General features: G+C 62.2%; 13 protein-coding genes. 7 read left to right on the forward strand and 6 right to left on the reverse strand.

The window, feature by feature from the left end:
* The first annotated feature begins 40 nt into the window (after positions 1-40).
* The 3 genes from PU133_RS10700 to PU133_RS10710 all read left to right on the forward strand — a co-directional run bounded on the left by PU133_RS10700 (position 41) and on the right by PU133_RS10710 (position 3322).
* The gene (locus PU133_RS10700; protein WP_126010116.1) at positions 41-1093 is read left to right on the forward strand and encodes a TadE/TadG family type IV pilus assembly protein; all 1053 of its coding nucleotides are present in this window, start codon (positions 41-43) and stop codon (positions 1091-1093) included.
* An 86-nt stretch (positions 1094-1179) separates the two neighbouring features.
* The gene (locus PU133_RS10705; protein ID WP_404861714.1) at positions 1180-1830 is read left to right on the forward strand and encodes a gamma-glutamylcyclotransferase family protein; all 651 of its coding nucleotides are present in this window, start codon (positions 1180-1182) and stop codon (positions 1828-1830) included.
* 112 nt (positions 1831-1942) lie between these two features.
* Complete coding sequence (locus PU133_RS10710) at positions 1943-3322, forward strand: class II 3-deoxy-7-phosphoheptulonate synthase (RefSeq protein WP_404861715.1); 1380 nt, start codon at positions 1943-1945, stop codon at positions 3320-3322.
* A 16-nt stretch (positions 3323-3338) separates the two neighbouring features.
* Here the strand turns inward: PU133_RS10710 and PU133_RS10715 are convergent, their stop codons facing one another.
* The 4 genes from PU133_RS10715 to PU133_RS10730 all read right to left on the reverse strand — a co-directional run bounded on the left by PU133_RS10715 (position 3339) and on the right by PU133_RS10730 (position 6739).
* On the reverse strand, positions 3339-3674 hold the full coding sequence (locus PU133_RS10715) for a hypothetical protein (RefSeq protein WP_404861716.1): 336 nt from the start codon (positions 3672-3674) through the stop codon (positions 3339-3341).
* 241 nt (positions 3675-3915) lie between these two features.
* Entirely contained in the window at positions 3916-4152 is a 237-nt protein-coding gene (locus PU133_RS10720; RefSeq protein WP_404861717.1) for a hypothetical protein, read from the reverse strand.
* A gap of 59 nt (positions 4153-4211) precedes the next feature.
* Complete coding sequence (locus tag PU133_RS10725) at positions 4212-4868, reverse strand: DsbA family oxidoreductase (RefSeq protein WP_404861718.1); 657 nt, start codon at positions 4866-4868, stop codon at positions 4212-4214.
* 41 nt (positions 4869-4909) lie between these two features.
* Positions 4910-6739 carry an extracellular solute-binding protein gene (locus PU133_RS10730; protein ID WP_404861719.1) on the reverse strand — a complete coding sequence of 610 codons (1830 nt, stop codon included), beginning with the start codon at positions 6737-6739 and terminating at the stop codon, positions 4910-4912.
* A 402-nt stretch (positions 6740-7141) separates the two neighbouring features.
* Between PU133_RS10730 and PU133_RS10735 the strand changes: the two genes are divergently transcribed.
* Positions 7142-7723: an invasion associated locus B family protein gene (locus PU133_RS10735; RefSeq protein ID WP_404864509.1), complete on the forward strand. Its 582-nt coding sequence runs from the start codon at positions 7142-7144 to the stop codon at positions 7721-7723.
* 79 nt (positions 7724-7802) lie between these two features.
* Here the strand turns inward: PU133_RS10735 and hspQ are convergent, their stop codons facing one another.
* Complete coding sequence (gene hspQ, locus PU133_RS10740) at positions 7803-8132, reverse strand: heat shock protein HspQ (RefSeq protein WP_245451271.1); 330 nt, start codon at positions 8130-8132, stop codon at positions 7803-7805.
* 126 nt (positions 8133-8258) lie between these two features.
* Here hspQ and PU133_RS10745 point away from each other — a divergent pair, with 126 nt between their 5' ends.
* The gene (locus PU133_RS10745; RefSeq protein ID WP_404861720.1) at positions 8259-9221 is read left to right on the forward strand and encodes an AEC family transporter; all 963 of its coding nucleotides are present in this window, start codon (positions 8259-8261) and stop codon (positions 9219-9221) included.
* On the opposite strand, the gene PU133_RS10750 is transcribed toward PU133_RS10745, so the two are convergent.
* Positions 9165-10403, reverse strand: a complete 1239-nt coding sequence (locus PU133_RS10750) for a UbiH/UbiF family hydroxylase (RefSeq protein WP_404861721.1) — start codon at positions 10401-10403, stop codon at positions 9165-9167. The genes PU133_RS10745 and PU133_RS10750 overlap by 57 nt on opposite strands.
* A 217-nt stretch (positions 10404-10620) precedes the next feature.
* On the opposite strand from PU133_RS10750, the gene pcsA reads away from it, so the two are divergent.
* Both pcsA and PU133_RS10760 read left to right on the forward strand, forming a co-directional pair.
* Positions 10621-11376 (forward strand): phosphatidylcholine synthase, encoded by a 756-nt coding sequence (gene pcsA / locus PU133_RS10755; RefSeq protein ID WP_126010127.1) that lies wholly within the window; start codon positions 10621-10623, stop codon positions 11374-11376.
* Between the two features lie 30 nt (positions 11377-11406).
* Entirely contained in the window at positions 11407-12384 is a 978-nt protein-coding gene (locus PU133_RS10760; RefSeq protein WP_404861722.1) for a quinone oxidoreductase family protein, read from the forward strand.
* Positions 12385-12470 lie beyond the last annotated feature (86 nt).

A 12470-nucleotide genomic window follows, 5' to 3' on the forward strand; every position in this document is an offset into this window, starting at 1 on the left:
TTAGGGTCACCCCGAAACGTCCAAAAGACGGGGTTGGGTGATGCGTATTCTACGGAGATTTCGCCAGGAGAAGTCTGGCCAGTTCGGCATTCTGTTCGGGCTTCTGCTCGTTCCTGTCGCGGGAGCCGCAGGCCTTGCGGTGGATTATACCAAGGCGTCGAACATTCGCTTTCAGATGAAACACGAGGCCGACAAGATCGCGCTCGCAGTTGCCGCCAACGGCGTCAATGCCGACGACGCGGCGTTGCTGGACGGGTTCAGAAGCAATCTGAGCGACAGGTTCGCATTCAGAGGCGATCTCGCCGATGTGGTCCTGGATGGCGAATGGGTGTCGATCAGCGACTTCCAGGTGACGGCCGCGCTGACGATGCGCACTTCGATCGGCAGCATCCTGCAGACCGGGCCGGTCAGCATCGGCGCCACGAGCACGGCCCGTTACAAGGGCGCGGCTTACGTCTACACGGCTCCGAAGGTTGCACAGCTTGACCCCGAGGCATGGGATTATAACCGCGTCTCCGTCTATTGTTTCGATGCCCGCAAGGCCGCCGATGCCAAGGCCAATGCCGGTGGCGGCAGGGGCGGCTCTTCTGCTAACGGCGATAAGTCGCCCGGCCGCTCGCAGATGACACCGATCGCCGACAACAATGGTGGCCATTACAACGTCGAGATGCCCGTTTGCGGGGCAGGCGAGGCGTTGAGCCTGAAGCTCTGGAACGTCCGCGAGGCCAAGCATTATGGGGATGATCCCGATAAATCGACGCGGCGGCAATACACCTACTACACCGACACGGTGATCGAGAACGGCGTTGAAAGTTACGATCTAGGAGGGCTTCGTCTCGTGGAGACGGTGCTGTGCGATACGTTCGAGCAGTGCAAGCCGAAGAGCAGGGGCGGTGTCATTCCGGAAGGAAAGAACCGCAACCCGCAGATCTCGACCGCGGCATGCGCGCCGGGCAAGTTTCGCTATTATGGCTTCGAGGACCGTCCTCCGGAGAATGGCGGCAGCGACCGCGATTACGATGATATTCGCGTGATCATCGAGTGCCCCGTCGAGGTGCTCGTTGGACCGGAGACGGTGCGGCTCGTTCAGTAGAAGCTTCAAATCCAGCGCCTCGGGTTGAGCCGCGTACAACCGCATGGCATGAGCGCCCCGCTAACGTCGAACAGGAGCGGGGCAACATGCAGGATCGTCCGGTGGATGACGGAACGCTTTCGCGGCTGGCCGCGGAGGGCGCGCTGGTTGCCTATTTCGGCTACGGATCGCTTGTCAACCGCGAGACGCTGCGCACCCACATCGTCGGCGCGCGGCCTGCGCGCGTTTCAGGCTGGCGGCGCGAATGGCAGCCACGCCCCGACGCGGGGCTTGCCGCCGATCGCGCCGTGCATGCATCGCTTTTGACCGTGCGGCCTGCGCCGGAAAGCGAGATCGACGGGCTTCTGGTGTTCGACCATGTGGACAATCTCGCAGCGGTGGATCTGCGCGAAAACGACTACCAGCGCCGGCACGTGCCGCTCGAAACGCTGACGGTTTTGGGCGACGGGGTGCCAGACGGGTGCCCGGTCTATATCTACGAGGCCGATCCGCCGGAGGCAAGCCCGGAGGAATGCCCGATCCTGCAATCCTATCTCGATGCAGTGCTGAAGGGCTTCCTGCGCGAGCACGGGTTGGAAGGGCTTCAACACTTCATTCGAGGAACTGCGCATTTCGACACGCCGATCCTCGGCGACCGGGATTGGCCGATCTATCCCAGGGCAGTGAGCCTCTCGTTAAAAGATCGCGCACTCTTCGATCGGCTGCTGCAAGAAAATGGCGCGCGCTACGTCGCCTGAAGTCTATTCGTTGCGCGGCCTTTGCTTGACGCGTGCTTTGGGTTTATAAGCCCGGCTTCGAACGGCGGGCAGGGCATGTCCGTCGTCAGGGAAGAGCCGACAGGTGAGCGTTATGGCACAGACATGGAACCCCACAAGCTGGCGCGACAAGCCGATCCAGCAGGTCCCCTCCTATCCGGATCTGGAGGCGCTGAAGACTGCCGAAGCGCGTCTGGCCAGCTTTCCGCCGCTCGTTTTTGCCGGTGAGGCCCGCAAGTTGAAGACGTCGCTTGCCCGCGTGGCCGAGGGCGAGGGCTTCCTGCTTCAGGGCGGCGATTGCGCCGAGAGCTTCGCCGAGCATGGCGCGGACAATATCCGCGACTTCTTCCGCGTGTTCCTGCAGATGGCCGTCGTCCTGACGTTCGGAGCGCAGCAGCCGGTCGTCAAAGTCGGTCGCATTGCCGGCCAGTTCGCCAAGCCGCGCTCGTCCGATAACGAGACGAAGGACGGCGTGACGCTGCCTTCCTACCGCGGCGACATCATCAACGGCATCGAGTTCGACGAAGCCTCGCGCATTCCGAGCCCGGAGCGCCAGATCATGGCCTACCGGCAGTCGGCGGCCACGCTGAACCTGTTGCGCGCCTTCGCGCAGGGTGGCTACGCCAACCTCGACAACGTGCACCAGTGGATGCTCGGCTTCGTCAAGGACAGCCCGCAGGCCGAGCGCTACCGCAAGCTCGCCGATCGGATTTCCGAGACGATGGACTTCATGAAGGCGATCGGGATCGATTCCGAGAGCAACCGCTCGCTCAACGAAACCGATTTCTTCACGAGCCACGAAGCGCTGCTGCTCGGCTATGAAGAGGCGATGACGCGCGTCGATTCCACCTCGGGTGACTGGTACGCCACTTCGGGTCACATGATCTGGATCGGCGACCGCACACGCCAAGCCGATCACGCCCATATCGAGTTCTGCCGCGGCATCAAGAACCCGATCGGCCTGAAATGCGGACCGAGCCTGCAGCCGGACGATCTGCTCAAGCTGATCGACATCCTCAATCCGGGCAACGAAGCCGGGCGGCTGACGCTGATCGCGCGCTTCGGCCACGACAAGGTCGCCGAGCACCTGCCGAAGCTGATCCGCGCCGTCGAGCGCGAAGGCAAGAAGGTCGTCTGGTCCTGCGATCCGATGCACGGCAACACAATCACGCTGAACAGCTACAAGACGCGGCCATTCGAGCGGATCCTGTCGGAGGTCGAAAGCTTCTTCCAGATCCACCGGGCCGAAGGCTCGCACCCGGGCGGCATCCACATCGAGATGACCGGCAAGAACGTGACCGAGTGCACGGGCGGCGCGCGTGCCGTTTCCGCCGACGACCTGTCGGACCGCTACCACACCCATTGCGATCCGCGGCTCAACGCCGACCAGGCGCTGGAACTCGCCTTCCTCGTCGCGGAACTGCTCAAGGGCGGCCGCGACGACCAGTCCCGCAAGGTGGCTGTGAACGGGTGAGGTTGGGGCTGAACGCCTACTTTTCTGAATAAAGCTGGGCCGCTTCGACGAACTTTGCGTCGAGCGGCCTTTCTTTTTCAACGTTCGATTGGACGACGTGACCATCCTCGATCGCCAGGACCACGCGTGCCCCAAAACCACTATTGTCGATCAGCGTGATCTGGTCTGCAATTTCGAGCGCTTCGGTAAGGCGTTGAAACGACGTGTCGTAGCGGCGCCGGATCACATCCTCAGGGATGGCATGTCCTCCACGGTCCACGCGTTCATGTACGCGCCGTATGTGCAAGTCGGCGTTTTCAAGCGCCGCAAATATCAGGCGTATGCGGTAACCTAGAACTTTGCACCGTCGCATCAGCCGTATGGATTGAGCGCTGGATAAGGTCGTTTCGTAAACAAAACTCGTTCCATGAGCAGACAGCTATTCGAGTCGGGACAGGGCCAAACGTCCAGCTTCCATAGCGGCACTCTCGGGTAAACCGGGCGAGAGGCGACGCGCAATATCGTCGGCATTCACAAAAGGCGGGTCGAGTGCAAGCGCCTGATGGATGGTGGATTTGCCACCACCGTTCGGTCCAGCGAGGATAATGCAGACCTTACTCTGCCGCTGCATGGTTCGGCAGACGTGGTCCAAGCTGTGCCAGCAGACGTTCCTCGCCGAGCTTTCGATCGATCAGGTCTCGCGATCCGTCAGGGTATTCCTTGATAATACCCTCAGGATGCGCGGGATCGGTGTAGAAGATCGGTTTGCCGGCAGCGCGTCCCAGCTCGGCCGCGACTTCCCCGGTTCGCCTAATGGCCTCTTCCAAGTGTCGCAAATCCTTATCGGTCATGGGGCTGCTCCGACTGCTCAAAGTCCCATTCTACGCTCGGTCCACGGCTTTCGCCAATCTCAGGCTGCAGCCGCTTCGGCGGCGACCTGGCGGATCGCGTCGGCGAGCGTTGCGGCGGGCTGGGCGCCGCTGATGGCGTATTTGTTGTTCAGGATGAAGCAGGGCACGCCCTGGACGCCCATGCGGCCGGCGTTTTCGATTTCGGCGGAGACGGTGGCGCGGTCGAGATCGCCGGCGAGCTTGGTGGCGACGACGGCGCGGTCGAGGCCTGCTTCCTCGGCGCAATCGAGCAGGGTCTGGTCGTCGCCGATATGCGCGCCTTCGGTGAAGTACTTGCGAAACAGGCTTTCGACGACGCGATCTTGGGCCATGCGGCCTTGTTCACCGGCCCAGCGGATCAGGCGGTGGGCATCAAGCGTGTTGGCAGAGACGGGTATCGCGTCGAAGTCGAAGGGAATCGCTTCTTCGCGGCCCGCCTCGCGCACCCGCTCGTAGATGGCTGCGGCGCGCTCGGGCCCGCCGAACTTCTCTTCGAGATAGCGCGCGCGGTCCTTGCCCTCTTTGGGCAGCGTCGGATCGAGCTGATAGGGGCGCCAGTTGATCTCGACTGCGACATCGCCATCGAGCGCTGCGACGGCGCCTTCTAGCCGGCGCTTTCCGATATAGCACCAGGGGCACATGACATCCGAGATCACGTCGATGCGGATTGTCTTCATGGCGTGATCCTCTCCTCGGATGCGCTTGTTGCGTTCGGCGCCTATTCGCCGGCCACGCGGCCGTCCCACCATGTGGGCAGCGTATAGCCATATATGGGAGTTGTTTCCGGCCGTTCGATATGGGCCCAACGTGCGACCCATTGTTCTTCGACGTGGTAGAGCGGCACCATATACCAGCCCGACAGCAGCACCCGGTCGAAAGCGCGAACAGCAGCGGTGAATTCTTCATCGCTGCGGGCGTTGAGCATCGCGTCGATCATCGCATCGATCGCCGGGTCGGCGGCACCGGCGAAGTTGAAGGTGCCTTGCGGATCGCGCGAGCTGGAGTGCCAGCGCCAGTTCTGCTCGGCGCCGGGAGAAAGGGTCGACGGGTAGGACTTGACGATCATGTCGTAGTCGTAGGCGAGGCTTCGCTGCTGGTACTGCGCGTCGTCGACCGTGCGGATGCGCATGGCGATGCCAAGAGAGGTGAGGGTGCGCTGGTAGGCGAGCGCGAGCTTCTCCTGGCCTTCGTTCTGTGTCATCACCTCGAAGGACAACTGCCGGCCGTTCTCATCGACCATGCGACCGCCCTCGATACGGTAGCCGGCTTCTCGCAGCAGATCATAGGCGGCACGCTGGCTTGCGCGGTCTCGACCGGCGCCACTGGTGCGTGGCATGGTGAAGCTGCCGTCCATGATTTCGGGCATTACGGCATCGGGGAACGGTGCGAGCAGGTCCTTCTCCAGCGCATTGGCGGGTGTTTCCAGGCTCGAGAAGTCGGAACCCTGCCAGTAGCTCTGCGTGCGCGTGTAGGCTCCGTCGAAGAGCGTGCGGTTTGCCCATTCGAAATCGAAGAGCATGGCAAGCGCCTGGCGCACCTGCCGATCGGCGAAGATGTCGCGGCGCGTGTTGAAGACGAAGCCCAGCATGCCGGAGGGAAGCTGGGGGCGGAACTCATCCTTAACGATCCGGCCATCGGTAATGGCCGGGAAATTGTAGGACCGCGCCCAGGCGGTGGGGCTGCCCTCGGGAAAGACGTCGAAGAGGCCGCGCTTGAACGCCTCGAACTGAGAGCTCGCCGAGAGGAAATACTCCACCGTCACCGTGTCGAAATTGTCCTGGCCGCGTTTGATCGGCAGGTCGCGGGCCCAGTAATCGGGGTCGCGTTCGAAGGTGATGCGCTGGCCGGGCTCGACCTTGGAGACCAGATAGGGGCCGGAACCGATCGGGGGCTTGAGCGAGGAGCGGTCGAAGGTCTCCGGATCGATCGCGTGCTTCGGCAGGATCGGGCTCATTGCGATCAGCAATGGCAATTCGCGGCTCGCATCTTCGCCGAAGGTGAAGCGCACGCCGCGCTCGCCGATTTTTTCGAGCTTGTCGACGAAATTCAGCCGGGTGGAATAGGGCGGGCGGCCTTTTTCCGCGAGCAATTCGAAGGAGAAGATCACGTCTTCCGGCTTGATGGGCTCGCCATCGGAGAAACGAGCTTCCGGGTGGATCTGGAACTCGATGAAGCTGCGCTCCTCATCCCATTCGGCGGTCTCCGCGATCAGGCCATAGAGCGTGAAGGGCTCGTCGCGGCTGCGAAACATCAGCGATTCGTAGACGAGGTTGCCATATTCCTGGTCGATGACGCCACGCGCCGTGGTGCGCATGGACTGCAGGATGAACGGGTTGAGGCTGTCGAACGTGCCGACCACGCCGTAGGCTATGCTGCCCCCCTTCGGCGCATCGGGATCGACATAGGGCAGGTGCTCGAAATCCGGACCAAGGGCCGGTTCGCCATGCATGGCGATGGCATGAACCGGTTCGGCGGAGGCAGGCGACAGAAGCGCCGGCAGGAAGGCGGCGGCAATGGCGAGCGCCACGGTCGGAGAAAAGCGACCCATGAATGAAACTCCGGCGGCGTATCAATGCTGATTTGATTCGCGAAACCCTAACACGATCGCCCCTGGTCTCGCATGAGGTCATGCCTGAGCTTGTGTTGGGGCGATATGATGGTGGTTGCTGCAATCGCTATTGCCGATCGGGTTCTAGTGGATATTGGGATCAAACGGGTGTAACGAGGCCGCTGACGTATCGCCGAGGCGATCCTGCGAGCCATTGTAATGCCGTATTTGGCCAACAGGACGGGGCGATATCGGGGGCGTGCGAGACGGGATGCGTCGTCGCGGGGCCGGATCGAACACACTCTTGAAGAGACGATTGAGGAGACGAAGAAGCCAATGAGCGTCAGGAACGCGATCAGCACCAAGACGGCCGCCGCGGGCAGTGCCGTCTTTGCAGCGGCCATGGGTTTCGCCGTGATGGCTTCGCCCGCCATGGCACAGGCGCAGGCACCGGCTTCCGGGCAGGCGCCCCAGGGCTGGTACAAGGCATGCACCCAGCAGGCTGAAAACGACGTCTGCGTCGTCCAGAACATCGTCGCCGCCGGCAATGGCCAGCTTCTGACCGCCGTCGGCCTGATTTCGGTCGAGGGCCAGGTCAATCAGCGCGTCATGCAGGTTTCCGTGCCTTCGGCGCGCCTCGTCCAGCCGGGCATCAACATGCAGATCGATGGCGGACAGGCCACCAAGCTCGACTTCGCCGTCTGCATGCCCGACAAATGCGTGGCGGAAGTTCCGTTGAGCGATGCTGTCGTGGCGGAATTCAAGCGCGGCCGCGAGGTCGTCTTCACGTCCGTCAACTTCCAGCGTGCGCCGAACCCGATCAGCATCTCGCTGTCGGGCTTCACCCAAGCATTCGATGGGGAAGCCATGGCGCAGTCGGAACTGGAAGAGCGCCAGCGAGTGCTTCAGGAAGAGATGCAGCGCAAGGCTGCCGAAGCGCGCCAGCGCCTCGAAGAAGCCCAGGAAGCCGCCAAGTCGAACTGACCGGCGCGGTCTTCGTATGGACATTAAAGGCCCGGGTCGCATGTGCGACCCGGGCCTTTCGATTCACACCGATCGAGCTTTAGTGGCCAATGGGGCCGCGGGGCCGATAGCTGCCGTCGGTCGGACCTTCGAAGACTTCCAGCACCTGAGGATGGCGCACGGGCTGGGCGTTCTCATCGGGCACGAGATTCTGCTCCGAAACATAGGCAATATATGAGGTTTCGGCATTCTCGGCGAAAAGGTGGTAGAAGGGCTGGTCCTTGCGGGGGCGCACTTCAGCGGGGATGGCGTTCCACCATTCCTCCGTGTTCGAGAATGTGGGGTCGACATCAAAGATCACCCCGCGAAACGGGTAGACCCGGTGCCGCACGATCTGGCCGATATGGAATTTGGCTTGTCTCTCTTGCATCGATTTCACGTCCATTTCTAAACGCTTAAATGGGCGGCGGGCGGGGCGATGGCAAGAGGTGCGACTTGACGCACACGCGTGACGCCGCCTAGTCAGGACTTTCCTGTCACGTGGCGATCCCCCTCCATGGCCGAAGTTTTCGCACTCGTTCTGCCATTCTTCGGCATGATCCTGATCGGCTACATTGCTGCGCGCATTGTGCGGCTGCCGGAAGAGGCGCTTGGCTGGTTCAACGTCTTCATCATCTATGTGGCGCTGCCGGCGCTCTTCTTCCGGCTTCTGGCCGATACGCCGATCGAGGACCTGGCGCGGTTCGATTTCATCGCAGTCAACATCGCTGTCACCTTCGCGATCTTTCTGGCGGTATTCTTTGTGGGCCGGCGCCTGCGGGGGGCGCCGATCGAGGATGCGACAATTCAGGGTCTGGCGGGCGCCTATGGCAATATCGGCTATATGGGTCCGGCGCTGGCGATCCTTGCGTTCGGTGAACGCGCGGCCGTGCCGGTGGCGCTTATCGTCTGCTTCGAAAACATCCTGCATTTCTCGGTGACGCCGATGCTGATGGCGGCCGGGCGCGGTCGGGACAGGCGGCCGCTGCAGCTGGTGGTGAGGATTGCGAAGCGGATCGCATTCCATCCTTTCATCATTTCCATGGTGCTCGGCATAGCTGTCGCCGCTTCCGGGCTGACGCTGCCGGGCTCCGTCTCACGCCTCGTCGAATATTTGTCGCAGGCAGCCGCACCGTCGGCGCTCTTCGTCATGGGCGTGACGCTTGCATTGCGGCCGCTGAAGCAGCGGCCGGTCGAGCTTGGCTATATCGTTCCGGTAAAACTGATCCTTCACCCGCTTGCCATGTACGTCGCATTGTCGGCGGCCGGCGATTTTCCGGCGATCTGGGTTTTCACGGCAGTTCTTCTGGCAGCCTTGCCGACGGCGACGAATGTCTTCGTGCTGGCGCAGCAATATGGCGTCTGGATCGAAAGGGCGTCGGCGACCGTGCTGATCACCACGGCCGGCTCGGTCGTGACCGTGTCAGCGCTGCTGCTCGCGATCACTTCCGGCGCGCTTCCGCCGGATCTGTTCCCTTAAGTGACCACCAAAACCAGTGAGCGCGCTGCCGGGCTTCATGCCTTCCTTCAGCGCCAACTGCCTTACGGGACCGGTGCCGGCGAGCAGGGTGAGGCCAGCGGCGCGGGCAAACTGCACCGGGAGCAAACCATTGAGCAGCGACCGGTTGAGAAGATCGACCGCCTGGGTGCGGCTGACGATATCGGGGCGGCGCGCGCGATCAAATTTGGCAATTGCGGCCTCGACGCTTGCCCGGTCTTCTAGCTGAGCGGGCAGATTGCGCAGCTCTGCCACATCGCGCATGCCGAGATTGAGGCCCTGCGCGCCGATCGGCGGGAAGAGGTGGGCGGCTTCGCCAACGAGCGCGATGGCACCGCGGCCGAAGTTTTCCGCCACCATGCCGGACAGTGGGAAGCGCTGAAGTTCGCTGTCGACCGTGACGGTGCCCAGGATCGACTGCAGGCGGTCTTCGATCTCGCGGTTCAGCGCGTCCGGCGAGAGCGCCATGATGCGCTCTGCGTGCTCGGGTTTCACCACCCAGACGAGGCTCGATCGGTTGCCGGAAAGCGGGACCTGGGTGAATGGACCTTCTTCCGTGTGGAATTCGGTCGAGACATCCCGGTGGGGCAGCTTGTGCGAAAATGTCAGAACGATCGCCGATTGCGGGTAGGACCAGACACGTGTCTTGATGCCCGCAGCCTCACGCGCCACGGAATTGCGGCCATCGGCAGCGATGATTAGCCGGCCTTCGATTTCCATGCCGTCCGCGAGCGTGACGATGGGTGCTGCGGCTTCCGGCGAAACGGAGCGCGCCGGCTGGTCGAAGCGGGTGATAGACGGCGTCTCGGCGATCCGGTCGTCGAGTGCAGCGAGCAGATCGGCATTGGCGGCGTTGTGGCCGAAGGCATCCTCGTCGATCTCCGAGGAATTGAACGAGACGGTCGGGGCGCGCAGCAGCCTGCGGCTCGCATCGGCGATCCTCATGGTGCGCAGAGGGGCCGTTTTGCCGTTGAGGTGCGACCATACGCCGAGTTCGTCCAGAAGCGCGATCGACGGCATCAACAGGGCGGTGGTGCGGCCATCCTTGACCGGTGCCTTCGGTGCTACGAAGCCGACCGAGCGGCCGCCCTGGGCGAGCAAGAGCGCCGCGGCACAGCCGGCAAGGCCTCCACCGATCACGACCGCATCGAATGTCTTCGTCATGGTGTCACGCTCCAGCCTTTTGCTGCTTCAGCTTCAACGCTGAAAATGGGATCGTCGATCCCGGCTGCAATGGGCAGGGATCAAAGGCCGCAGCGGCAACATAATTGTGTATGTTGTCAATAGGTTCTAGTCATCGACGCACCTATCGCGCATTGGTCTTGGGGCGTCGGTAATCGTCGGCGTTGCCTGTCCGCTCCGACATGGATAGCCTCATCGCATGACCCTTTTGCGCCGCATCGGCACCAAACTCTACAGCTACCGGCGTCTGCCTTATGCCGAGATCCGCGCCTTTTCGGTGCATATTCTCACGGCATCAGGTGCCTATCTGGCATTCCTTGCAGTCGTTGCAGCGGCTGAACTGCGCTTCGTCGACATGTTCTGGTGGCTCGGCTTCGCCTTGCTCGTCGATGGCATTGATGGTCCGATCGCGCGGCGGCTGAACGTCAAGGAAGTTCTACCGGGGTGGTCGGGCGAACAACTGGACAATGTGATCGATTATGTGACCTACGTGCTGATCCCGGCATTCGCGCTCTATCAGAGCGGGATGATCGGCGAGATCATGTCGTTCGTCTGCGCGGCGCTGATCGTGATTTCGAGCGCGATCTACTACGCCAATATGGGCATGAAGACGTCCGAGAATTTCTTCTCCGGCTTCCCGGTCGTCTGGAACATGCTGGTCTTCACGCTTTTTGCGATCGAGGCGAGCGAATGGACGGCGATGATCGTCGTGTTCGTGGCGGTGATCCTGACCTTCCTGCCGATCTATTTCCTGCATCCCGTGCGCGTCATCCGGCTGCGGGCGTTGAACCTACCGATCTTCCTGATCTGGTGCGTGCTGTCCGGCTGGGCGCTGCTCCTGCACTTCGACAGCCCGTTGTGGCTGCAATGGGCGGTGAGCCTCAGCGCGCTCTATCTCTCGGTGATCGGCGGGATCATGCAATGGTTTCCAAAGCTCGGCGCTCGCGCGGCCTGAGCATATCTGACAGCTTTCGAGGAGGACAAAATGACCAAGGCGATCGTGGTGCATGCGCATGGCGGACCGGAGGCTCTTGCCTATGAGGATGTGACTGTAGGCGCGCCCGGCAAGGGAGAAGCACTGATCCGCCAGGCGGCCATCGGCCTCAATTTCATCGACGTCTATTTCCGCACCGGCCTGTACCCGGCACCGAACGGCCTGCCCGTAATTCCGGGTGGCGAAGGCGCCGGTGAGGTGGTGGCGCTGGGCGAAGGCGTGGATTACCTGCAGGTCGGTGATCGCGTTGCCTATGTCAGCGCCGTTGGTGCCTACGCGGAAGAGCGGCTGATCGCGGCCGACAAGCTCGTCAAGGTGCCGGACGCCATCGATCTCGAAACCGCCGCGGCCATGATGCTGAAGGGCATGACGGTGGAATATCTCTTCTGCCGGACGCATGAGCTGAAAGCCGGCGAAACGGTTCTCTTCCACGCCGCGGCCGGGGGCGTCGGCCTCATTGCCGGCCAGTGGGCTCGCGCGGTCGGCGCGACCATCATCGGCACCGTGAGCTCGCCAGCCAAGGCGGATCTGGCACGCGCGGCCGGTTACGACCATGTCATCGACTATTCCAGCGAGGATTTCGTCGCGCGCGTGAAGGAAATCACCGGGGGACGCGGCTGCGACGTCGTCTACGATTCTGTCGGCAAGGACACATTCCCGGGTTCGCTGGATTGTCTTCGCCCGCGTGGTCTCTTCGTCAGCTTCGGCCAGTCATCCGGCCCGATCGAGAATTTCGATGTGGGTCTTCTGTCGCGCAAGGGCTCGCTCTACATGACGCGGCCGACGCTTTTCACCTACAACGCGACCAGGCCTGAACTGGAGGCGTCAGCCAAGGCGCTGTTCGACATGGTCGAAAGCGGCAAGGTGAAGATCGACGTGAACCAGCGCTACAAGCTGGCCGATGCCGCTCAGGCACATCGTGATCTTGAAGCACGGAAAACAACGGGTACGACGCTGCTGATCCCTTGAAATCGCCGGTGGAATGGTGAAGCATTGTGCAGTTGCGTTCATTGCACAATCGGTGGCCTAGACTGGTAACCATCGTGCTGTCAGGA

This window comes from Georhizobium sp. MAB10 (assembly GCF_045012825.1).
Classification (GTDB): domain Bacteria; phylum Pseudomonadota; class Alphaproteobacteria; order Rhizobiales; family Rhizobiaceae; genus Georhizobium; species Georhizobium profundi.

Coding starts and splice junctions, on each gene's coding strand:
- hspQ (WP_245451271.1), bottom strand. CDS start 8,132: ATGCAAGAGAGACAAGCCAAATTCCATATCGGCCAGATCGTGCGGCAC.
- PU133_RS10730 (WP_404861719.1), bottom strand. CDS start 6,739: ATGGGTCGCTTTTCTCCGACCGTGGCGCTCGCCATTGCCGCCGCCTTC.
- pcsA (WP_126010127.1), top strand. CDS start 10,621: ATGACCCTTTTGCGCCGCATCGGCACCAAACTCTACAGCTACCGGCGT.
- PU133_RS10715 (WP_404861716.1), bottom strand. CDS start 3,674: ATGCGACGGTGCAAAGTTCTAGGTTACCGCATACGCCTGATATTTGCG.
- PU133_RS10735 (WP_404864509.1), top strand. CDS start 7,142: ATGGGTTTCGCCGTGATGGCTTCGCCCGCCATGGCACAGGCGCAGGCA.
- PU133_RS10750 (WP_404861721.1), bottom strand. CDS start 10,403: ATGACGAAGACATTCGATGCGGTCGTGATCGGTGGAGGCCTTGCCGGC.
- PU133_RS10710 (WP_404861715.1), top strand. CDS start 1,943: ATGGCACAGACATGGAACCCCACAAGCTGGCGCGACAAGCCGATCCAG.
- PU133_RS10760 (WP_404861722.1), top strand. CDS start 11,407: ATGACCAAGGCGATCGTGGTGCATGCGCATGGCGGACCGGAGGCTCTT.
- PU133_RS10745 (WP_404861720.1), top strand. CDS start 8,259: ATGGCCGAAGTTTTCGCACTCGTTCTGCCATTCTTCGGCATGATCCTG.
- PU133_RS10700 (WP_126010116.1), top strand. CDS start 41: ATGCGTATTCTACGGAGATTTCGCCAGGAGAAGTCTGGCCAGTTCGGC.
- PU133_RS10720 (WP_404861717.1), bottom strand. CDS start 4,152: ATGACCGATAAGGATTTGCGACACTTGGAAGAGGCCATTAGGCGAACC.
- PU133_RS10705 (WP_404861714.1), top strand. CDS start 1,180: ATGCAGGATCGTCCGGTGGATGACGGAACGCTTTCGCGGCTGGCCGCG.
- PU133_RS10725 (WP_404861718.1), bottom strand. CDS start 4,868: ATGAAGACAATCCGCATCGACGTGATCTCGGATGTCATGTGCCCCTGG.